The sequence below is a fragment of the Nocardia rhizosphaerae genome (genome assembly GCF_042650365.1).
GTDB classification, from domain to species: Bacteria; Actinomycetota; Actinomycetes; order Mycobacteriales; family Mycobacteriaceae; genus Nocardia; species Nocardia rhizosphaerae.
The window spans coordinates 334,768-354,375 of sequence record NZ_JBHSBA010000014.1 but is presented as its reverse complement, the minus strand read 5'-3'; the positions used below and the strand labels follow the sequence as shown (position 1 = coordinate 354,375).

The following is a 19,608-nucleotide window of genomic DNA, read 5'->3' as shown; positions in this document are numbered from 1 at the left end:
CCGGACCAGTCCCGGCGGCACGGAGATACCGCACACTGCACGCATGGGGTCCTGCTGGGATCGGTCCTGGCGGCGTGTACCCGGTCGCTCGCGCTGTTCGTCTGCGGGCTCGCTGTCCTGCAGTGCGGCGATCATGCCCGATCCGCTCGGAATCAACCACCTGACTCTCGCCACCACCGACCTCGATCGGCTCCTAGCGTTCTATACCGAGTTTCTCGGCGCCACCCGCGCTTTCGAACGCGCGGCCACACCGCCCGATCCCCGGATCGCCGTCGTCGATGTGGGCGGTGACGACAATCTGATGATCGTCGAGACCGCGAGCGCCCGGTCCCCGGGCTCGATCCCCTGCGCCGTGCTGGGTGGGGACTGCGGGTCGCCTCACACGCTCAGCTCGCGGACGTCCGCGTACAGCTACTGCACGCCGGACACCAGGTGAGCGAGATCGAGACGCTACCGCCGCAGTGGACGATGACCACCGACGATCCAGATGGACGACCGGTGGATATCCGCGCCCACCGCCCACGCACCGTGGCACCCGCGGCCATCGGATAGCACGACGCATTCGCCCACCATCGCCCCATAACTGATCAACCGAGGTCGTCCGAGATTCCTGTGAGCCAGTTCATATCCACACTCCTTCCTGATATACCCCCATGGGGTATATGTTCATAGTCGGAAGCACAGCGAACCGAAAGAGGCGAAACAATGACCACGAACGCCAACGCCGCCCACCCCACCAACCCCGCCGTGCACCAGGACGCTCACGCCGGTCACGGCCCCGCTCACGCCGGTCACGGCCCCTCTCACGCCGGTCACGGCCCCGCCACACCCGGAGGCCTGCTGATCACCCAGGGCGGCTACACGCTGGACTTGGACACCACGGTCGCCGAGCCGGGGGCTATCGATTTTCGCTTCCGGGTCCTCGGGCCGGACGGCGCCGCGGTGACCGAGTTCGACCCGATCCACGATCGCGAGCTGCACCTGATCGTCGCGCGGCGGGAGTTGACCGGGTTCTGGCACGTACATCCGGTGCGCGAGGCGGACGGCACCTGGGCGATCCGGCTCGAGCTGCCGGAGGCGGGCGCCTACCGGGTGTTCGCCGATATCGCGCCGCACGCACTCGGCCGCACCATCACGCTCGGCGCGGATCTCGCGATCGCGGGACACTATGCGCCACAGCCTGTTCCGGCGGTCGGTCGCACCGCGACCGTCGACGGCTACGAAGTCACTGTCGACGGTGACCTACGCACGGCGGGCGACCTACTCACCCTGACCGTGCGCAAGGACGGTGTACCGGTGACGGATCTACAGCCCTACCTCGCCGCCTTCGGCCACCTGGTGGTCCTGCGCGCGGGTGACCTCGCCTACGTGCACGTGCACCCCAACGGCGAACCAGGCGACGGCCGCACCCCCGCCGGCCCGGAAATCACCTTCCACACCGCGGTCCCCGGCCCCGGCACCTACCGGCTGTTCCTCGACTTCCGGCACGACGACGTGGTCCGTACCGCGGCCTTCACCCTCACCGCGAACGTCTCCGTACCCGAGCCGGACGGGCACGCCCACCACTGAGCACGGTCACCGCGGCGCCGCTACCCCGAACGGGTGGTGGCGCCGCCGTTCGTTCCCAACAGCCGCCCTGCGATCTCGCGCGCCGCCTCGACACGGGCCGAATCACCCAGCTGGCGAGCGATATTCGCGGCGCTGACCACAGCGTCGAGCTCGAAGACCATAGCCTCGGGGTCGACGCCGGGGAAGTCACCGACCTGCTGCGCCTTGGCGATCTCGGCGGTCAGCAGCGCGAGCCATTCCTCCCGATCGGAGACCACCGCGTCCCGGATCGGACCGTGCTTGCTGCTGAACTCGACCAGAGTGGCGACACGGAAGCAGCCGCCGGGAAACGGTGGATCCTCGATGTGGGCGAACCAGCGGTCGATCAGGGTCCGCACTCGCGCCGCGCCGCGCGGCTCCGCCAGGCCAGGCGCGATCACCCGGTCGATGAAGACCTCGCGAGCGGTCCGCACCGCGGCCAGCTGCAGCGCCTCCTTCGTGCCGAACAGCGTGGCGATTCCACTCTTGCTGAGACCGAGATCGGTGGCGAGCATCCCGATGCTGATGCCGTCGAGACCTTCGACGGAGGCGAGTTCGGCGGCACGCCGGGCAATGGTCGCCCGCGCTCGCGCCCCCTTGGCGAGCCGCTGATCGCCGGGCTCGGTCGACTGCGTCATGGGATTCATTGTTCCACCACCTCTTGCTTACATGGACGATCGGTCGTACTTTAATTTACGAACGATCGTACGTACTTATTCCTCACCGAAAGATCCCCATGACCGCTGTGTCCACTCGGCCCGACGATCCAGCAGGTACCGCGAGCGCCGCGCGCCGCACCCTGGCGGTCGCCTCGGGCGCGGGCTTCCTCGCCTTCCTCGACCTCTCCGTGGTCAATATCGCCTTCCCGACCATCGCCGACACCTACCCCGGCACCGCGACCAGCACCCTGACCTGGATCGTCAGCGGCTACGCCATCGCCTTCGCCGCCCTGCTCACCCCGGCCGGACGCTTCGCCGACGTCCTCGGCAGGCGCAGACTCTTCGCACTCGCGCTCACCGGTTTCGCGGTGACCTCCCTACTGTGCGGACTCGCGCCGAGCGCGACCTGGCTCATCGCCGCACGAATTCTGCAGGGCATGACGGCGGCATTCATGGTGCCCGCCGCGATGGGCCTGGTCCTGGCCGCGACGCCGCGGGAGCGGATCGGTGCCGCCATGGGCGTGTGGACAGCCGCGGGCGGCTTCGCCGCCGTGATCGGACCGGCGATCGGTGGAGCGCTGGTGGAGACGCTGGGCTGGCGCGGGGTGTTCCTGGTGAACGTGCCGGTCGCGCTCGCGCTCATCGTGCCCGGCCTGCGCCTCCCCGCGACCGACGATCCGCAGCGCGACACCGCGCTCCCCGACCCGCTCGGCATGCTCGCCGTCGCACTGGGTCTCGGTTCCATGGTCGCCGCCGTCACCGAGGGCCAGAACTGGGGGTGGACGGCGCCCGGTACGCTCGCCGCACTGCTCGGCGGCACCGCCCTCGTGCTGTTCGCGCTCGTCCGCTCCCGGCGCCACCCCGCTCCCGCCCTGGCCGTAACCCTGTGGCGGAATCGGCAATTCGCGCTTGCCAACGCCGGCTCGTTCCTGTTCGCCGCCACCATGTTCGCCTGGCTGCTCGCGGGTCCGCTGTTCCTCGACCGGATCTGGGGCTACTCAGTGCTCGAGTCGGCCGCGGCGCTCACCGCGGGCGCGGTCGCCGCGATGGTGACCTCGATGATCATCGGCCGCATCACCACGCCCATGGGACAACGCTGGGCCGGTGTGGTCGGCGCGCTGATGTACACCGCCGGACTGGCCTGGATGAGCACCGACGCGTTCGGTACCGACCCCGCGCTGTGGTCGGCCTGGATTCCGGCGGGGCTGCTCGGCGGCGGCGGGATCGGTGTCGTCGTCACCGTGTACGGCACCGTTGCCGCACGATCGGTTCCACCACAGCAGTTCGCGACGGGCATCGGCATGAATGTGACAGCACGGCAGGTCGGTGGCGCGTTCGGCATCGCGGTACTCGCCGCTGTCTTCACCGTGGTTCCCGACGAACCGGTTCGGGCTTTCCACCTCGTGTTCGCGGTGGGCGCCGCGATCGGCCTCGCGGTCGCGGCCCTGCTCGCCCTGTCCCACACCACCGACGACCAGCTTTAGGAGTTCGAGATGTCTTCCATCACACCGTTGCCCGCGCCGTACACCGAGACCGACGACCCGCTCGTGCTGCCGCGCGAGCAGGCGATCGCCCTGCTCGACGGCGCGCCATGGCAGCGCTTCGCCGTGCTCGGTGACTCGATCGCCGCGGGCACCGGCGATCCGAGCCCCGGCTACCACCCCACCGGCTGGGCCGATCGGGTTGCCGCGGCACTCACCGCGGTGAATCCTGGCCTCGCCTACCGGAATTCGGGTCGTGTCGGAGCGACCAGTACACAGGTCAGGCACCGGCAGTTGCCCGAGATCCTGGCGTTCGCCCCGGATCTCGTGCACATCAGCTGCGGCGGGAACGACCTGTTCGAGGCCGGTGGTGACCCGAATCGGCTGCACGACAATCTGTCCGCCGTGTTCGCCGCGCTCGCCGCGACCGGTGCCCAGCTCTCGACCTTCACGGTGGCCGATGTGTGGGAGGTCGAGCGGATGGCGCCGATGCGTCCGATGCGCGACCGGATGGCCACGATGAACGAGGTGATCCGCACGGTCGCCGCCGACTATGACGCGGTGCTCACCGAATTCTGGGACCACCCGGTCCGCACCAGGCCGACCCTGATGAGCGCCGACCTCATCCACTTCACCACCAGCGGGCACGCCGTGGTCGCCGCGGAGGTCGTGCGGTCGCTGGCCGCGCGCGTCGACCGCGGCTGAGTCGCGCCGGGACCAGCCGCTTTCGCCGGCGGCCGGTTCCGCCGTCGCCGTTACCGGCCGCCATCCCCGCGGCCGGCTCCGCCGTCGCTGTTACCACGTACCAGCTCGGTGCCGAGGGCAACGAGCTCCGCGCGCACCTGCGGCGGACCGACCACCTCGATGTCGGCGCCCCAACCTGCCAACTGGCGGGCCACCATCTTCACCGTGTCGGCGGTGACGGTGGCACGCACGCGGCCATCGCCGGTCGGCTCGTACAAGGTGCAGTTGCGCCCCTGCTGATCGGCCAGGATCGGGGCGAGCGCCGCGGGCACCAGGACCGTCGCCGCGATCGCGGCCCGCCGCTCCTCCATCCGGGTGACGATCCGCGACCACTCCGCCTGCAGATCGAAATCGGCTGGGCGGTGCGCGGGTTCGTCCAGCACGGTGATCGCGCCGATGCGGTCGAGGCGGAAGGTCCGGCGGCCACGGTCGGTGCCCGCGATCAGGTACCAGACGGTCTCCTTCTCGACCAGACCCCACGGGTCGACGAGGCGGACGGACGACTCACCCGGCCTGCGATACTCGATTCGCAGGCGCTTGCCCTCGACGACCGCCTGGCGCAACGGTGCGAGCGCCGCTGGTGGCGTCGGATCGGGGCGGCCCCAGCGCGCCGGATCGACGACGACGGCGGCGGCCGCGGCGGCCGCGTCCTCCCGGAAGGTCTGTGGCAGTGCCCTGACCAGCTTGCGCAGTGCCGATTTCAGCTCGGGCGCGGCCTGCGCGGCGGGCCCGGCCAGCAGGAACAAGGCCCGAGTCTCCCCGGCGGTCAGGCCGGACAGGTCGGTGCGGGCACCGCCGATCAGCGACCAGCCGCCGCCCCGCCCGGCCTGGGGATACACCGGAATACCCGCCGTCGAAAGCGCCTCGAGATCGCGGCGGGCGGTCGCCACCGAGACTTCGAGTTCCGCCGCGACCTCCGCCGCCGTCACCCGGCCGCGCGCCTGGAGGAACAACAGGGTGGCGACCAACCGATCCGCTCGCATGCCTGAGATTCTCCCGCAAAAAGTGCTCATTCGGTGAGCACTTTCGCTGGCAGAGTCTGGTCCAGCAACCGAAGACGACATCAGGAGCATCCATGCTGCGCGGAATGGCCACCACCACGTACTACGCCGACGATCTCACCGCCGCCAAGGACTGGTACACCGAGTTCCTCGGTATCGCACCGTATTACGAGGTACCGGGAGGCTACTACGAGTTCCGGCTCGGCCCGCTGCAGGCCGAGCTCGGCCTCATCAACCGGGCATACGCCCCGACGGGCGCGCACAATCCGCCCGGCGGGGGCGGTGTGGTGTTCTGGCAGGTCGACGACCTGTCGGCCACCTTCGCCCGGCTGCTCGAGCTGGGCGCCACCGAGTACGAATCGATCACCGAACGCGGCGACGGCGCTGGATTCGCGACGGCGGCGGTACTCGATCCGTTCGGCAACGTCCTCGGGATCATGAGCAATCCGCACTTCGTGGCGATGGCCGCCACCGCGGGGACCGCGTAGCCACTCAGGCGGCGAACCAGCGCTCGAGGACAGTGGCGACACCGTCTTCGGCGACGTCGCCGGTCACCTCGTCGGCCAGGGCGAGCACGGAGTCCGGTGACCCCGCCATCGCGACGGAATGTGCCGCCCAGCGCAGCATCTCGTGGTCGTTGAACCCGTCGCCGATGGCGAGCGTGGCGTCCGCGTCGATGCCGAGGGTGCGGCGAAGTCGTTCCAGCGCCCAACCTTTGGAGACGCCGCGGCGCGACACCGTGACCCACGGACCGAATTCGCCGTGCACCCACGAGGCGTCGGGGACCTCCAGGGAGGCCAGCTGGCGCAGCATCTCCTCGACGCTGCCGCCGGGCCACCAGCCGTTGAGTCTCGGGGTCGGCGCGCTGCTCAGCATCTGATGGTCGACGAGCAGGAACTCGCCGATGGAGAACTCGCCAGGTCCGTGGCCCGTCGCCCAGGTGCCCTCGCCCACCCGTTCGGCCGCGAAGATCATGTCGGGGAACAGCGCACGCAGGGCCTCGATGGCGGGCGCCGGATCGAACGACTGCACCGCGACCGGCTCACCGCGTGCCACATCGATGTGGACCGCGCCGTTGGAACACAACGCGTGTCCTTCGGTGAGCCCCAGTTCCTTCAACACCGGGCGCGTCGTCAGCATGGTGCGACCGGTGGTCACCACCACGTGGGCCCCCGCCGCCACCGCGGCCGCCACCGCCGCCGAAACCCGTGCGCTCACCTCGAACCCCGTCGCCACTAGGGTGCCGTCCACATCGAGCGCGATCAGCTTCGGCGCTCCCCCGGGCAAAGCCATCAGCCCATTGTGCCCGCCCCCACCGACACCCACCCCCGAATTCACCACGCACCCAGCGAGCCGACGGGCACCACGACAGCCGGTGCCGAGACCCGACACCGCCACATCACCACGCACCACAACAACCGGGGTACACACCCGGCACGACGGAAAGACCTCGCACCACAACGGCCAGTGCCGGGGCCCGACATTGCTGGGCCATCGCGCACCACAACCGTTGGTGCGCGCCCCGCATAGCGGGTGACTCTCCTCGTGTGACTCATGCCGGACGAAGCCGGGCGTCAACGCGGTGGCTTCACCGGCGGAACTCAGGTGACGTCGACCCGGTGACGAGCGGCCCCGGTCAGCGGCAGCGGTCCGCTCACGCTCAGCAGCGAATGCCAACTGTCGACAACCGCACCCGCCCGATCGAGATCGTCAGCGCCGGGAACCGCCGCCTCCCCCGCCGCCCCCGCCGCCGCCTCCTCCGAAGCCGCCGCCCTTGGATCCGCCGCCCGAATCACCGCCGGACGCACCGCCCTTCGAGCCTCCGCCGAAGCCTCCCCCACCGAAACCGCCGCCGCCTGAACCACCGCCGAAGCCGCCGCTACCACCGGACCCACCAGAACCACCAGAACCACCGGAACCACCGGAACCGCCAGAGCCACCAGAACCACCAGAACCACCAGAACCACCAGAACCACCAGAACCACCAGAACCACCAGAACCACCAGAACCACCAGAACCACCAGAACCACCAGAACCACCAGAACCACCAGAACCACCAGAACCACCAGAACCACCAGAACCACCAGAACCACCAGAACCACCAGAACCACCGGAACCACCGGAACCACCGGAACCGCCAGAGCCACCGGAACCGGCGCCGCCCGATGCACCACCGCCACCGGTACCCACTCCTCCGCCGGAACCGCCGCCGTCAGAACTGGAACCGCCGGACGCACCACCACCGGATACACCACCACCCGACCCGGCACCGCCACCCGTCCCGGCACCGGCAGACCCGCCACCGCCACCGGCCGACCCGGCACCGCCACCGGCCGCGCCACCACCGGCAGAAGCACCACCGCCCGCTGCACCACCGTCGGAAGCCCCGTCACCAGAGCCCCCGCCAACTGCGGCACCGCCGTCCGACGTACCACCGTCCGGTGCCCCGGTGCCGGTACTACCGTCACCCGAGGTGGATCCGCCGGACGTTCCGCCGGCGCCACCGGTAGCACCATCACCTGGCGCGGTGGTGCCATCCGTACCGGGATCGGCGCTGCCGCTGTCGGTTCCGCCGGTACCGGTCCCGGGGGCATCGGTGGATCCGTCGGGAGCACTTGTCCCCGTGTCGGTTCCGCTGCCGGGTGTGGACACCGGCGAGCCGTCCGACGGCGCGGGCGCGGCGGGGTCGGTGCCGGGCGCGCCCGGAATCGTCGGCTCGCCAGGGATGCCGGGGCCTGGCCCCGCGATCGGGCCGCCGCCGGGAAGACCCGGCTCACCGGGCTGGGTGGGGGCCGGAGCGAACGGCAACGGGTTGACGAAGCTGGCTGGATCACCGTAGGTGGTTCTGGCCATGACCGGTGCGCTGCAGTCGATGGGGCGGTCCACGACCCGGTCGCCGCCGGCGAATTCCTTACCGCCCTTCGCTTTCGCGGGCGCGAAGATCTGCTCGTAGGCGGTCTGCGCCGCGGCGGCGGCGCCGGCGATCCTGGCGCGCGCGACGGCGGGATCGACCTTGCCGAGCAGCCCGGCGGACTGCGCGGCGACGAAGTCCGCGCTCATGTCGTACAGCAGCGTATCCGCGGGCGCGCCGAGGGCGGGGAACCGTTCCAGGGCGGGCGTGAGGCCCGGATCGTAGGGACTGCCGAACACCGTCATGGCCGACATCGCGAGCGCGGAAACGACGGCCGCGCTGGAGAACACCGCCACGTGCGGTGCGGACGGGCCACTGGGCTGCGCGGGCGCGAAGGTCCTGGCGGCCAGGGCCGCGGCGCCGGCGGCGACCACCTGGCCCGGGTCGGCGACGGTGACCAGCGGGACGCCGAGTTCGGCCAGCGTCCGCGCGACTTCGGGCGGGCGCGAGGCACCACCGACGAGCAGGATGCGGGACAGATCGGCCAGCCGCAGTCCCGCGGCGGCGACGCTCTTACTCACCAGCGGGAAGGTGTCGCGGATGTGCTCGGCGCGCAGCGCGTCGACATTCACCATCGAGGTGAGCGTCTGCGTCGCACGCGCACCGCGCCCCGATCCGGCATACCTGGCGACCATCTCGCCCAGCGGCTTGCCACCGAAGTCGGTGGAACGCACCGGAGTTCCCACCATCGGATGATGCGGCCAGTCCGGCCCGACCCGCAGCACGGTGAGGTCGAGACTGTTCGCGCCGAGGTCGTAGACGAGGACGAAGCCCGGCTCCAGTGGGCCGCGGTCGGCCTCCAACCACTCCGCGGCGGCCACCGGCTCCGGCGCGAGCAGCACCTGCCCGGCGCCACCCAGGTGCAGTGCCTGCGCGAGGAGCGCGACCTGTTTGTCGGAATACACAGCCGGATAAGCCAATACGGCGCCGGCCGCCGGCTCGGCGAGTTCGATCAGCCCGGTGACGACGGCGGCGATCAGGTTGGTCGCCGAGTAGAACCTGCCGCCGATCACCATCGGCTCCGGCTTTCGGCTCAGATCCGCGAAATCTGTCACCGCCGAGGCGAATTCGTTGATCGCCCCGATGCGGGGCCGACCCGCTTCGTCGAAGGTGAGTGCGGTGCGCCGCGTGCGCACCGATGGCTTGGCCGGATCATCGGCGACAGCCGCCGTAATCGCATTGACCGTACCGATACTTAAGCCCAGACCTCTGGTCATGTAATTGCTATCCCGTCAACGCACCGTGACCACGTCCAGCACGCGAGCGCACCATGTGGCCGCGGTCGTCTTCCAAACAGCCCGCATAGATTAACTGCCACAAAGCCGAATTGCTGCCTGATTGATACGAAACACGTGACCTTCGGCCCTTGTTAGGGGATCTTTGCAGGTCAATAGGTATACGGACGTGCGTCCAGTCCCCTGAACCTCGGCATGTCGGCCCACAGACCCCGAGAGGCAGCTACGCGCGAGTAATCGAATCTTCCGCCGCCACAACACATTCCTACGGTTTGTTTTGACCGGCAATTGATGCACTTACCGACCGGTAAGCAATTCAATTACCGCTCAGCAGAATTCGAAAAGCGACATTTCGCCGATGCGTGCGAAGAAGTACACGCGAAATCCAATGACGTGTCAGCGTCAGGGCGGATTCCCGCCAGCGCGGGCCGCCCCCGCCCGGTTGACTCGATACCGGAGATGCCGCACACAGCATCCGATTTCACAGGGAGAGAAGGGAATACACATGTCCGCACGTTTCGCCGACCAAGTCGTCCTCATCACCGGCGGCGGTTCCGGCATCGGCAAGGCGGTCGCACTGCGGGTCGCGGCCGAGGGCGCCGCGGTGGTACTCGGCTCACGCGGCAAGGATCAGGGCGAGCGGGTCGCCGAGCAGATCCGGGCCGAGGGCGGCCGCGCGCGATTCGTCCCCACCGACGTCACCGTGGACGCCGACGTCGAGCGGCTCACCCAGACCGCGCTCACCGAGTTCGGCGGACTCGACGCGGCGTTCAACAACGCGGGCGCGCTCACCGCGTTCGGCTCGGTCGCCGACATCGACGACGCGTCATGGCGGGCGGAGCTCGATCTGAACCTGACCGGAGTATTCCACGGCCTACGCCACCAGGTGCCCGCCATCATCGCCTCCGGCGGTGGCACGATCCTGAACAACGCCTCGAATCTCGGCGTGGTCGGGATGGCCTCGGTGGCACCGTATGTGGCTGCCAAGCACGGCGTCGTCGGGCTCACCAGATCGACGGCGCTGGAGACCGCCGCGGCGGGGGTACGCGTCAACGCGCTGATCTCCGGCGCGGTCGACACTCCGGCCTTCCGCGCGTCGATGGGCGCCACCCCCGAGGGCGAGGCGCACATCGCCGCACTGCATCCGATCGGCAGGGTCGCGCGGCCGGAGGAGATCGCCGCGCTGTGCGCGTTCCTGCTCAGCGCCGAGGCCTCCTTCGTCACCGGCGCCGCGGTGACCGTAGACGGCGGATTCACCGCACAGTGAGAACGACCGAAGGCCCGCTCCGATCCGGAGCGGGCCTTCGGTTCCGCTGTGTCAGCCGCGGGCGAGCAGGCGACGCCGCTGTCGAGGAGCCGCGGCACCGCCCGCTTTGACCTGCGGACGTCGGGCGTGCACCAGGCGATCGAACTCCCGCGCGTCGCGCACGGGTGCGCGCAATGCGCCGCTGTTGAAATCGGCGGCGAGCTGCTGCACGGTCTCCTGCGCACAGGACTTGTTCGTGCCGATGAAGCCGGTCGGGCCGCGCTTGATCCAGCCGGTCACATACACCCCGGCAACGACCTCGCCACCGGGTGCGGTCAGCACCCGGCCCCGATCGTTCGGGATCACCCCGCGCGCGTCGTCGAAGGGCAGATCCTTGGTCGGGACGCCACGGTAGCCCACCGAGGTGAGCACGACACCGGCCTCGAGCAGCTCGGTGTCACCGGTCGGCACCGCGCTGGTGCGGCCGTCGGCGTCGGTGACGAGCTCGTTGCGCTCGACCCGCACCCCGGTCACCGCGTCGGCGCCGAGGATCTCCACCGGCGAGGACAGATACCGGAACACGATCCGCCGCCGCGTACCGAACGGGCGATTCGCGACGCTGTGCAGCAGCCGCAACTTCTGTTCCACCTTGAACGGCAGCTCTGCGGTGATCTCGGGCAGCTCGCCCTCGATCGCGATGTCGATGTCGGTGGCGAGCAGACCGACGAACTCCGGCACCGTGAACGCCGACTCCGCCGGACCACGACGGCCGAGGATCACGACCTCTTCGACCTTGCTCTCCCGCAACGCCTTCAGCGCGTAGGGTGCGATGTCGGTATCGACCAGGGTGGCCGGATCGACGGTCAGGATCCGCGCGACGTCGAGGGCGACATTGCCGTTGCCGACGATCACCACCCGCTGCTGGTCCAGGTCGAACCGGTCCTCGGCATGGTCGGGATGGCCGTTGTACCAGGCCACGAAGTCGGTGGCCGACACATTGCCTGCCACCCCCTCACCGGGGATGCCGAGCTTGCGGTCCGCGGACGCACCGACGGCGTAGATCACCGAGTGGAAGTGCTCGAGCAACTCGGCGTGGCTGACATGCGTGCCGATCTCCACGTCCAGGTAGGTGCCGAAATCCTCCTGCTTCGACATCACGTCGAACAGTTCGGCGACCTGCCTGGTGCGCTTGTGATCGGGCGCGACGCCGAGCCGGGCCAGCCCGTAGGCCTGCGGCAACCGGTCGAACACGGTCACCGACACACCGGGCTGGGTGAGCAGCTCGTCGGCGGCGTACATCGCCGACGGGCCCGACCCGACGATCGCCACGCGCAGCGGCGAACGCTCGGTGTCGATCGCGGGCGGCATCACCGGGCGAGCCAACGTCGGCCGATCCCGCTGGACGCGGTAGAAGTCGGCGTTGATCTCGATGAAGGGCTTCTGCTCTTCGGTCAGCTTCTTCGACGAGGTGATCGCGTCGACCGGGCACGCGGTGGCGCAGGCGCCACAGTCCACGCAGGCCGCCGGGTCGACGTACAGCATCTCCGCGCTGAGGAAGTCCGGCTCATCCGGGGTCGGATGAATGCAATTCACCGGGCATGCGTAGACACACGAGGCGTCACTACAGCATGACTGGGTCACGACATATGGCATGTTGCTATCGTCTCAGGCCGCGTGCTTGGCCGAGCGCTTGGGCTCGGACCGGTAGCGGCTCGACGGGCCGTCGATGCCGAGCAGCTTCCACACCCGCTTGGCGACCGGGTTCATCAGCCCGATCTCCTCGGCGAGCGCGCGCACGTCGATGAAGTAGTCGGCGAAGACCTGCTTGGCCTCCTTGGAACCGTAGAACAGCTCCTTCTTGACTTCCTTCGGCATGTCGAACTGCCGGAAGAAGGTCTTGGGCGGGGTCGCGATCGCGCGGCCGAGGATGAACATGATGACCGGCATCGCGATCGAGAGCACAGCCTTGTTGAACTTGGGCTGGGCCGGCACGTTCTTCTTCAGGAACTCGTGCGCGAAGGAGATGTGGCGGGCCTCCTCGGCCACGTGGATCGCCATCACGCCACGCATGATCGGGTGGATGTTGTCACCCGAGCGCAGGATGTCCTTCTGGATGTGGTCGATCGGCTCCTCGCCGGCGAGCACGGCCATGAAGAACAGGTTCGGCATCGCGGCACCGACCGGAGCGGCCAGGTGGCGCAGCTGACGCACGAGCGGGTTCATGCCGGGCACGTCGGCGACCCGGTTGACCATCTCCTGGAACATCAGGGTGTGGTTGTGCTCTTCGATCATCTCGTGCGAGCAGTACCGGAATTCCGGATCGTTGTTCTTCAGATTGAAGATGTGCTGCATCATGCCGATGATCAGGATGGCCTCGAACTGCAGGCCGACCTTGGCGACGTTGGCCTGGCGGACCTTGCCGATCTCGATCTTCTTCTCCAGCGGCAGCGACTGGTACCACGGGTGGCGACCGATCGGGTCGGCCGAAGTGACCAGCACCCAGCGCTCGGGCTGGTGATCCGGGTCGAAGTCGGGGTTGTCCCAGTCGATGTCCTCGAACGGGTCGAAGTGACGGTTGACCGACGCCTCGGACAGCATCAGCAACTTCTCGGCGTACGCCTGAGCCTCGGCGACTACAGGATCGACGTCAGGGGTGGTGGGCGCAGACATCGTCGTCACTGCCTCTCCTCAAGGGACGTTTTACTGTTTCCAATAGTTACAGCTAAGAGAGGTCGCGTCAACTCCCAGAATGACCGGAAGTGCCGCGTTAGGCCTGTCGAAATGCCTGGAAGCTAAGCTACTCACCAGTAAAAACGGCTCTACCTGTGACACCGCGTCATGCACACTCGCGGACCCGCCTCGGCCGCGCCCGGAAAAAACTTCCGCGGCGCTTCCGCGTTCAGCCACGTCGACCACCGGTACCGGCTACCCTGCACCGCCGGAACGCGAACCGGCCGGGCGAAGTCGCTCAGCAACCCCGCCCGGCCGGTCTCGGCGAATCGGATCAGTTCGACGGCAGATCCGGGATCCTGGTCGCCCTCGCGTACACCGTCTCACCCTCGGTCAGATGCAGGGCGGCGGCGTCACCCCTGGTCACCTGGGCGGCGAATTGATCGCCCGTCGCGGCATTGCGCAGTTCGAGACGCACCTCGAAACCGAGCCGGACGATGCGCTCGACGGTGGCCCTGGTGACCCCAGCCGATTCCGCGGTGCCCTCGTGCTCGGCCAGCGCCATGCTCGGATCGCGGCCGATCCGGATGTCGTGCGGACGCACCAGGTGGCCGTTGAGCCGGGCCACCGCGCCGAGGAACGACATGACGAACTCGTTGGCGGGCCGGTCGTAGACGTCCTCCGGGGAACCGACCTGCTCGATCCGGCCCTTGTTCATCACCGCGATCCGGTCGGCGACGTCGAGCGCCTCCTCCTGATCGTGGGTCACCAGCACCGTGGTCACATGGACCTCCTCGTGCAGCCTGCGCAACCAGGTACGCAGGTCGGTGCGCACCTTCGCGTCGAGCGCGCCGAAGGGCTCGTCGAGCAGCAGCACCTGCGGGTCGACCGCCAGCGCCCGTGCCAGCGCCATGCGCTGGCGCTGGCCACCCGACAGCTGCGCCGGGTACCGGTGCTGGAAACCGTCGAGACCGACGATGCCGAGCAGTTCGTCGACCCGCTTGTCGATCTCCTTCTTCGGCCGCTTGCGGATCGTCAGGCCGAAGGCGACGTTGTCGCGCACGGTCATGTGCTTGAACGCGGCATAGTGCTGGAACACGAAGCCGATATCGCGCTTCTGCGGCGGCACGTGCGTGACATCGTTGCCCGCGATCGTGACGATGCCGCCGTCCAGCGACTCCAGACCGGCGATCGAGCGCAGCAGGGTCGACTTTCCCGATCCCGACGGACCGAGCAGCGCGGTCAGCTCGCCCGCGGGGATGTCGATGCTGACATCGTCGAGCGCGGCGAAGGAACCGTAGTTCTTGCGCGCGTTGGTCACGGTGATCATTCGGTGCCCCGCTTGCGTTCGAGGAGAGTCATCAGGAGAAGAACGACCAGCGCCATACCCATCAGCACCGTGGCCGCGGTGTAGGCACCGAACGTGTTGTGGTCGTCGATGTAGCGGCCGTGCACCAGCAGGGTCAGCGTCTGCGAGGTGCCGGGCAGCGCCGACGAGACCATGATCACCGCGCCGAACTCGCCGAGCGCGCGGGCCACGGTGAGCACGACACCGTAGGTCAGACCCCACCGGATCGCGGGCAGGGTGATCCGCCAGAACGTCTGCCAGCCGGACGCGCCGAGCGTGGCCGCCGCCTGTTCCTGATCGTCGCCGATCTCGTGCAGGACCGGCTCCACCTCGCGCACCACGAACGGCAGGGTCACGAAGATCGTGGCCAGCACCATGCCGGGCAGGCTGAAGATCACCTGGAAGCCGAGATCGCGCAGGCCGCCGAACCAGCCACCGGCACCCCACAGCAGGATCAGCGCCACACCGACAACGACCGGCGAGGCCGCGAACGGCAGATCGACGATCCCCTGCACCAGACTGCGGCCCGGAAACTTGCTTCGGACCAGTGCCAACGCGGTGACCACACCGAACACCACGTTCAGCGGGACGACGATGGCCACGATGAGCATCGACAGCTGGAAGGCCGAGATCGCGGCGGGCGTGGTGACCGAGTCGATGAACGCGCCGATCCCCCGCTCGAAGGTGCGCCACAGAATGATGAGCAGCGGCAGCACCAGCAACACGCCGAGGTAGCCGAGCGCGACCGTGCGCAGCGAGAGCCTGGTGACGGCGGACAGCTTCATCGGGCGGCCTCTTCCTTGCGCGCGGTGCGCTCGGCGAGCAGCCGCAGGACGAGCAGGGTGGCGAAGGCGATTGCCAGCAGCGCCACCGACACCGCGGCGGCGTCCACCGGCCGGTCGACCTCGATCTGCTGCTGGATGTACTGCGAGGCCACCTGGGTCTCGCGCGGGATGTTCCCGCCGATCAGCACCACCGACCCGTACTCGCCGATCGCCCTGGCGAAGGCCAGCCCGCCACCGGAGATGATCGCCGGGCCCAGCGTCGGCAACACGATGCGACGGAAGGTCGTCCAGTTGTTCGCACCGAGCGAGAGCGCGGCCTGCTCGACCTCGCGGTCGGCCTCGATCAGCACCGGCTGTACCGACCGCACCACGAACGGCAGCGTGACGAACGCCAGGGCGACGACGAGGCCCGGCTGAGTGGCGTTGAGATGGATGTCGAGCGGGCTGCTCGGACCGTACAGCGACAGCAACACGATGGAGGCCACGATCGTCGGCAGCGCGAACGGCAGATCGATCAGCGCGTTCACGATTCCCTTGCCGGGGAACTCGTCACGCACCAGCACCCAGGCGATGAGGGTGCCCATGACGACATTGAGCAGCGCGACGATCACCGACACACCGATCGTCACCTTCAGCGAGTCCAGCGCGGCGGGCGCGGTGATCGCGTCCGAGAACCCCGACCAGCCGTCCTCGAACGAGCTCACCGTCAGCGCCGCGAGCGGCAGCAGCACGATGACGCTGAGCCACAGCACGGCGGTGGCGATGCCGAGCGGACCGACCGAGCCGGTGACGCGCAGCCACGACCAGCGCTTGCCACGCGGCCTCGGTGCCTTCGGTTTCCCGGGTTCGACGACCGTGACCGAGACGTTGTCGTCCCCGGTCCCGGCCTGCCCGCTGCTGTCAGTCACAGTTGTCCAGTATCGCGTGTGCGCTGGGTCACGACTTACCTGGTCGCCTCGTCGTAGACCACGGCGATCTTACCGGTGCCCTGGGCGAACAGATCCCGGTCGACGGCCTTCCAGCCGCCGAGATCGTCGATGGTCCACAGCGTGTCCGGCTTCGGGAACTCGGCGGCGAACTCGTCGGCGATCGCCGGGTCGACCGGCCGGAACCCGGCCCGCGCCCAGGCCCGCTGCCCCTCCCGAGTGAACAGGAAATCGCGGAAGGCGACGGCCTTGGCCAGCTCGGCCGAGTTCTTCACCACCGCCACCGGATTCTCGATCTTGATCGTGACCGGTGGATTGACGTGCTCGACCGGCTCACCGTTGCGCTCGGTGAAGATGGCCTCGTTCTCGTAGCTGAGCAGCACGTCGCCGGTGCCCTGCAGGAAGGTCTCGGTGGCCTCGCGGCCGGACTTCGGCTGCACCTCGACGTGTTCGGAGATCAGCTCGCTCAGGTAGTCGAGCCCGGCCTGCGGGTTCTTGCCGCCGTCGCTCTTGGCGGCGTAGGGCGCGAGCAGATTCCACTTGGCCGACCCGGAGCTGAACGGGTTCGGGGTGACCACCTCGACGCCGGGCCGCAGCAGATCGTCCCAGTCCCTGATGCCCTTGGGGTTCCCCTCGCGGACCACCAGCGTGACGACCGACCCGAAGGCCACTCCCTTGGTGGCGTCGGCGTTCCAGGTGTCCTCGACCAGTCCGGCATCGACGAGACGGGTCATATCCGGCTCGACGGAGAAGTTCACCACGTCGGCCTCTGCCCCGTCACGCACCTTGCGGGACTGATCGCCCGAGGCGCCGTAGGAGATGCGGACGGCGACATCCTCGCCTGCCTCGGTCTTGTTGAACTCCGGCACGACCTCGTCGAAGCCCGGCTTGGGCACGGCGTACGCGTACAGCGTGATGGTGCCCGCGCTGCCGTCGGCCACCGGCACGCTGTCGTCGGTCGAGTCGCTGACCCCGCCGCCACAGGCGGTCAGCGTCATCGCCGCGACCGCGGCGAGGGCGACCGCGGCGGCACGGCGCGGCGAACCGATCCAGGTGCTGGCAGACATCGGGAGGAACCTTTCGGGGAATAACCTGCCGCGCAACGTTCTCCGTCACCGTGGCGGGTGTGCTGGTCGTCGGTCGGGCGACCCGGGCTGGCGAGCACCACGACCGCGACGGGAAAAGCGCGCGCCAGTCTACTCGGCGCCGCAGCGCGACCTGGTCAGGTGGCCGCTGCGCGACAGAGAATGTCGGCGACCGCGAGGTTGCCGACAGCGATCAACGCCAGCTCATGGCGGATCTGCGGGGCGACACTCGATGACACAGGGCAGACTGTAACAGACTGCGACATGATGGTTCGAATCGACGAGAGTTCCACACACAGGGGGGATTTCATTCCATGACCATGGCTCCTGACCGCGTACGCGTGCGTTTTCCCGAGATCAGCACCCGCGCCTGGGAACACCCGGCCGACCGCACGGCGCTGGTCGCGCTGCGGGCGCTGACCGGGTTCGACACGGTGCTCAAGGCGCTGTCGAGCCTGCTGCGCGAGCGGCAGCACCGGCTGCTGTATCTGGCGACCGCGGTCCGGGTGGACGAGCGCCAGTTCCGCACACTGCACCAGCTGCGGGCCGACTGCGTCGGCGTGCTCGACGCGGAGTCGACGCCGGAGATGTATGTCCTGCAGGACCCGCATGTGAACGCGTTCACCATCGGGATGGACAAGCCGTTCATCGTGCTCACCACCGGGCTGCTGGATCTGATGGACACCGAGGAGCTGCGTTTCGTCATCGGGCACGAACTGGGCCACGCCCTGTCCGGGCACGCGGTGTACCGCACGATGCTGATGCATCTGCTGCGACTGTCGGCGTCGATCGGCTGGATGCCGGGCGGTGGCTGGGCACTGCGGGCGATCGTGGCCGCGTTGATGGAGTGGAGCCGCAAGTCGGAGCTGTCCGGTGACCGGGCCGGTCTGCTGTGCTGCCAGGACGTCGAGGCCTCGGTGCGGGTGCATATGAAGACCGCGGGCGGCACCTGGCTGAGGGAGATGAACCACGGCGCCTTCCTCGACCAGGCCGACGACTACCTGCGCTCCGGTGATCTGCGCGACGGCGTACTCAAGTTGCTGAACCTGGAGCTGCAGTCGCATCCGTTCTCCGTGCTGCGCGCCGCCGAACTGCGCCGCTGGATCCAGTCCGGCGACTACGACCGGGTGCTCGGCGGCACCTACCCGCGTCGCGACCAGGACCGCAACGCGCGGATCAGCGAGGAAGTCAAACACGCCGCCCGCAGCTACCGCGAGTCCTTCGACCAGTCCGACGACCTGCTGGTCCGCACGGTCCGCGACCTCGGCCGCGATGTGGGCGCCGCGGTGACCACGGTCGGCCATGAAGTCGGTCAAACCGTCGCCGACCTGGGCAAACGCCTGTCGGACTGGCGCAAGAACTAGCCGGCAGACAGCCTGAACCACCACTCAGCACCCAACCCAGCTCCGCACCCGCGACCCCGAGGAGCGGCAGCCGCGCAGCGGCTGGTCGCGGCCGGGTCGCCGGTCAGCGCTCGAAGCGCATGCGCCGCAGGCGCGAGTCTCGAGCGCTGACCGGCGGCCCCTAGGGGCCGCGACTCGAGCGCGCCAGCGCTCCAACTACACAGTGAACAACCAGGCGATGACGACGAGGACCAGGAGGGCGACGAGGGCGAGCTGAACGCGGGAACGTGGCATCAGCGGGCCCCGCTGCCCACGGTCGGGCGCACCGGGGCCTGCGCGGGCAGGACCGGGATCGGCTCGTTGTCGATGGGCTCGGCGCGGCGAAGGAAACGGAAGATCGCGCGCAGCGAGCGGTCGAGCAGGAAGGCGATGGCGAAGCTGATCGGCACCATGCCGACCAGCACGACGAGGAACTGGGGGATGAAGGGCAGCCCGGCTACCCAGAGTTCGAAGCCGTCCCACCAACCTGCGATGCGTTGCACGCGACCAGACTAGTCGGTCGTCGTGAACGGACGAATTCCGTGGCT

General features: G+C 68.8%; 19 protein-coding genes. 7 read left to right on the top strand and 12 right to left on the bottom strand.

The window, feature by feature from the left end; genetic code table 11:
• The first annotated feature begins 133 nt into the window (after positions 1 to 133).
• Positions 134 to 436 (top strand): VOC family protein, encoded by a 303-nt coding sequence (locus tag ACFOW8_RS21910; protein ID WP_378553079.1) that lies wholly within the window; start codon positions 134 to 136, stop codon positions 434 to 436.
• Positions 437 to 705: 269 nt separating this feature from the next.
• Positions 706 to 1,569 (top strand): hypothetical protein, encoded by an 864-nt coding sequence (locus tag ACFOW8_RS21905; protein ID WP_378553076.1) that lies wholly within the window; start codon positions 706 to 708, stop codon positions 1,567 to 1,569.
• A 20-nt stretch (positions 1,570 to 1,589) separates the two neighbouring features.
• On the opposite strand, the gene ACFOW8_RS21900 is transcribed toward ACFOW8_RS21905, so the two are convergent.
• On the bottom strand, positions 1,590 to 2,225 hold the full coding sequence (locus ACFOW8_RS21900; RefSeq protein ID WP_378553074.1) for a TetR/AcrR family transcriptional regulator: 636 nt from the start codon (positions 2,223 to 2,225) through the stop codon (positions 1,590 to 1,592).
• Between the two features lie 98 nt (positions 2,226 to 2,323).
• Between ACFOW8_RS21900 and ACFOW8_RS21895 the strand changes: the two genes are divergently transcribed.
• Positions 2,324 to 3,730, top strand: coding sequence for an MFS transporter (locus ACFOW8_RS21895; protein WP_378553072.1), 1,407 nt, complete (start codon positions 2,324 to 2,326; stop codon positions 3,728 to 3,730).
• 9 nt (positions 3,731 to 3,739) lie between these two features.
• Entirely contained in the window at positions 3,740 to 4,432 is a 693-nt protein-coding gene (locus tag ACFOW8_RS21890) for an SGNH/GDSL hydrolase family protein (RefSeq protein WP_378553070.1), read from the top strand.
• Between the two features lie 50 nt (positions 4,433 to 4,482).
• Here ACFOW8_RS21890 and ACFOW8_RS21885 read toward each other — a convergent pair whose 3' ends face one another.
• Positions 4,483 to 5,454: a helix-turn-helix transcriptional regulator gene (locus tag ACFOW8_RS21885; RefSeq protein ID WP_378553069.1), complete on the bottom strand. Its 972-nt coding sequence runs from the start codon at positions 5,452 to 5,454 to the stop codon at positions 4,483 to 4,485.
• A 92-nt stretch (positions 5,455 to 5,546) separates the two neighbouring features.
• Between ACFOW8_RS21885 and ACFOW8_RS21880 the strand changes: the two genes are divergently transcribed.
• Entirely contained in the window at positions 5,547 to 5,960 is a 414-nt protein-coding gene (locus ACFOW8_RS21880) for a VOC family protein (protein ID WP_378553066.1), read from the top strand.
• Between the two features lie 4 nt (positions 5,961 to 5,964).
• Here the strand turns inward: ACFOW8_RS21880 and ACFOW8_RS21875 are convergent, their stop codons facing one another.
• A complete protein-coding gene (locus tag ACFOW8_RS21875) occupies positions 5,965 to 6,765 on the bottom strand; it encodes an HAD family hydrolase (RefSeq protein ID WP_378553063.1) in 801 nt (266 codons plus the stop codon).
• Positions 6,766 to 7,182: 417 nt separating this feature from the next.
• A complete protein-coding gene (locus tag ACFOW8_RS21870; protein WP_378553061.1) occupies positions 7,183 to 9,600 on the bottom strand; it encodes an Hsp70 family protein in 2,418 nt (805 codons plus the stop codon).
• A 523-nt stretch (positions 9,601 to 10,123) separates the two neighbouring features.
• Between ACFOW8_RS21870 and ACFOW8_RS21865 the strand changes: the two genes are divergently transcribed.
• Positions 10,124 to 10,885, top strand: a complete 762-nt coding sequence (locus tag ACFOW8_RS21865; RefSeq protein WP_378553059.1) for an SDR family NAD(P)-dependent oxidoreductase — start codon at positions 10,124 to 10,126, stop codon at positions 10,883 to 10,885.
• A gap of 51 nt (positions 10,886 to 10,936) precedes the next feature.
• On the opposite strand, the gene ACFOW8_RS21860 is transcribed toward ACFOW8_RS21865, so the two are convergent.
• The 7 genes from ACFOW8_RS21860 to ACFOW8_RS21830 all read right to left on the bottom strand — a co-directional run bounded on the left by ACFOW8_RS21860 (position 10,937) and on the right by ACFOW8_RS21830 (position 17,917).
• On the bottom strand, positions 10,937 to 12,517 hold the full coding sequence (locus ACFOW8_RS21860) for an FAD-dependent oxidoreductase (RefSeq protein ID WP_378553057.1): 1,581 nt from the start codon (positions 12,515 to 12,517) through the stop codon (positions 10,937 to 10,939).
• A gap of 12 nt (positions 12,518 to 12,529) precedes the next feature.
• Complete coding sequence (locus ACFOW8_RS21855; RefSeq protein WP_378553192.1) at positions 12,530 to 13,534, bottom strand: AurF N-oxygenase family protein; 1,005 nt, start codon at positions 13,532 to 13,534, stop codon at positions 12,530 to 12,532.
• Between the two features lie 334 nt (positions 13,535 to 13,868).
• Positions 13,869 to 14,864 (bottom strand): sulfate/molybdate ABC transporter ATP-binding protein, encoded by a 996-nt coding sequence (locus ACFOW8_RS21850; protein WP_378553056.1) that lies wholly within the window; start codon positions 14,862 to 14,864, stop codon positions 13,869 to 13,871.
• Positions 14,861 to 15,667: a sulfate ABC transporter permease subunit CysW gene (gene cysW / locus ACFOW8_RS21845; RefSeq protein ID WP_378553054.1), complete on the bottom strand. Its 807-nt coding sequence runs from the start codon at positions 15,665 to 15,667 to the stop codon at positions 14,861 to 14,863. Before cysW ends, ACFOW8_RS21850 begins: the two co-directional genes overlap by 4 nt.
• The gene (gene cysT / locus ACFOW8_RS21840; protein WP_378553191.1) at positions 15,664 to 16,464 is read right to left on the bottom strand and encodes a sulfate ABC transporter permease subunit CysT; all 801 of its coding nucleotides are present in this window, start codon (positions 16,462 to 16,464) and stop codon (positions 15,664 to 15,666) included. The genes cysW and cysT overlap by 4 nt, the downstream gene beginning before the upstream one ends.
• Before the next feature lie 146 nt (positions 16,465 to 16,610).
• On the bottom strand, positions 16,611 to 17,660 hold the full coding sequence (locus ACFOW8_RS21835) for a sulfate ABC transporter substrate-binding protein (protein WP_378553053.1): 1,050 nt from the start codon (positions 17,658 to 17,660) through the stop codon (positions 16,611 to 16,613).
• A gap of 155 nt (positions 17,661 to 17,815) precedes the next feature.
• Positions 17,816 to 17,917 (bottom strand): Ms4533A family Cys-rich leader peptide, encoded by a 102-nt coding sequence (locus ACFOW8_RS21830; protein ID WP_378553051.1) that lies wholly within the window; start codon positions 17,915 to 17,917, stop codon positions 17,816 to 17,818.
• Between the two features lie 75 nt (positions 17,918 to 17,992).
• Here ACFOW8_RS21830 and ACFOW8_RS21825 point away from each other — a divergent pair, with 75 nt between their 5' ends.
• Positions 17,993 to 19,042, top strand: coding sequence for a M48 family metallopeptidase (locus ACFOW8_RS21825; protein WP_378553049.1), 1,050 nt, complete (start codon positions 17,993 to 17,995; stop codon positions 19,040 to 19,042).
• A gap of 272 nt (positions 19,043 to 19,314) precedes the next feature.
• Here the strand turns inward: ACFOW8_RS21825 and ACFOW8_RS21820 are convergent, their stop codons facing one another.
• Entirely contained in the window at positions 19,315 to 19,563 is a 249-nt protein-coding gene (locus ACFOW8_RS21820; protein ID WP_378553047.1) for a hypothetical protein, read from the bottom strand.
• Positions 19,564 to 19,608: the final 45 nt, after the last annotated feature.

Excerpts from the sequence above, each read along its gene's own strand:
- ACFOW8_RS21910 (WP_378553079.1), top strand. The coding sequence starts at position 134 with ATGCCCGATCCGCTCGGAATCAACCACCTGACTCTCGCCACCACCGAC.
- ACFOW8_RS21905 (WP_378553076.1), top strand. The coding sequence starts at position 706 with ATGACCACGAACGCCAACGCCGCCCACCCCACCAACCCCGCCGTGCAC.
- ACFOW8_RS21900 (WP_378553074.1), bottom strand. The coding sequence starts at position 2,225 with ATGACGCAGTCGACCGAGCCCGGCGATCAGCGGCTCGCCAAGGGGGCG.
- ACFOW8_RS21895 (WP_378553072.1), top strand. The coding sequence starts at position 2,324 with ATGACCGCTGTGTCCACTCGGCCCGACGATCCAGCAGGTACCGCGAGC.
- ACFOW8_RS21890 (WP_378553070.1), top strand. The coding sequence starts at position 3,740 with ATGTCTTCCATCACACCGTTGCCCGCGCCGTACACCGAGACCGACGAC.
- ACFOW8_RS21885 (WP_378553069.1), bottom strand. The coding sequence starts at position 5,454 with ATGCGAGCGGATCGGTTGGTCGCCACCCTGTTGTTCCTCCAGGCGCGC.
- ACFOW8_RS21880 (WP_378553066.1), top strand. The coding sequence starts at position 5,547 with ATGCTGCGCGGAATGGCCACCACCACGTACTACGCCGACGATCTCACC.
- ACFOW8_RS21875 (WP_378553063.1), bottom strand. The coding sequence starts at position 6,765 with ATGGCTTTGCCCGGGGGAGCGCCGAAGCTGATCGCGCTCGATGTGGAC.
- ACFOW8_RS21870 (WP_378553061.1), bottom strand. The coding sequence starts at position 9,600 with ATGACCAGAGGTCTGGGCTTAAGTATCGGTACGGTCAATGCGATTACG.
- ACFOW8_RS21865 (WP_378553059.1), top strand. The coding sequence starts at position 10,124 with ATGTCCGCACGTTTCGCCGACCAAGTCGTCCTCATCACCGGCGGCGGT.
- ACFOW8_RS21860 (WP_378553057.1), bottom strand. The coding sequence starts at position 12,517 with ATGCCATATGTCGTGACCCAGTCATGCTGTAGTGACGCCTCGTGTGTC.
- ACFOW8_RS21855 (WP_378553192.1), bottom strand. The coding sequence starts at position 13,534 with ATGTCTGCGCCCACCACCCCTGACGTCGATCCTGTAGTCGCCGAGGCT.
- ACFOW8_RS21850 (WP_378553056.1), bottom strand. The coding sequence starts at position 14,864 with ATGATCACCGTGACCAACGCGCGCAAGAACTACGGTTCCTTCGCCGCG.
- cysW (WP_378553054.1), bottom strand. The coding sequence starts at position 15,667 with ATGAAGCTGTCCGCCGTCACCAGGCTCTCGCTGCGCACGGTCGCGCTC.
- ACFOW8_RS21835 (WP_378553053.1), bottom strand. The coding sequence starts at position 17,660 with ATGTCTGCCAGCACCTGGATCGGTTCGCCGCGCCGTGCCGCCGCGGTC.
- ACFOW8_RS21825 (WP_378553049.1), top strand. The coding sequence starts at position 17,993 with ATGACCATGGCTCCTGACCGCGTACGCGTGCGTTTTCCCGAGATCAGC.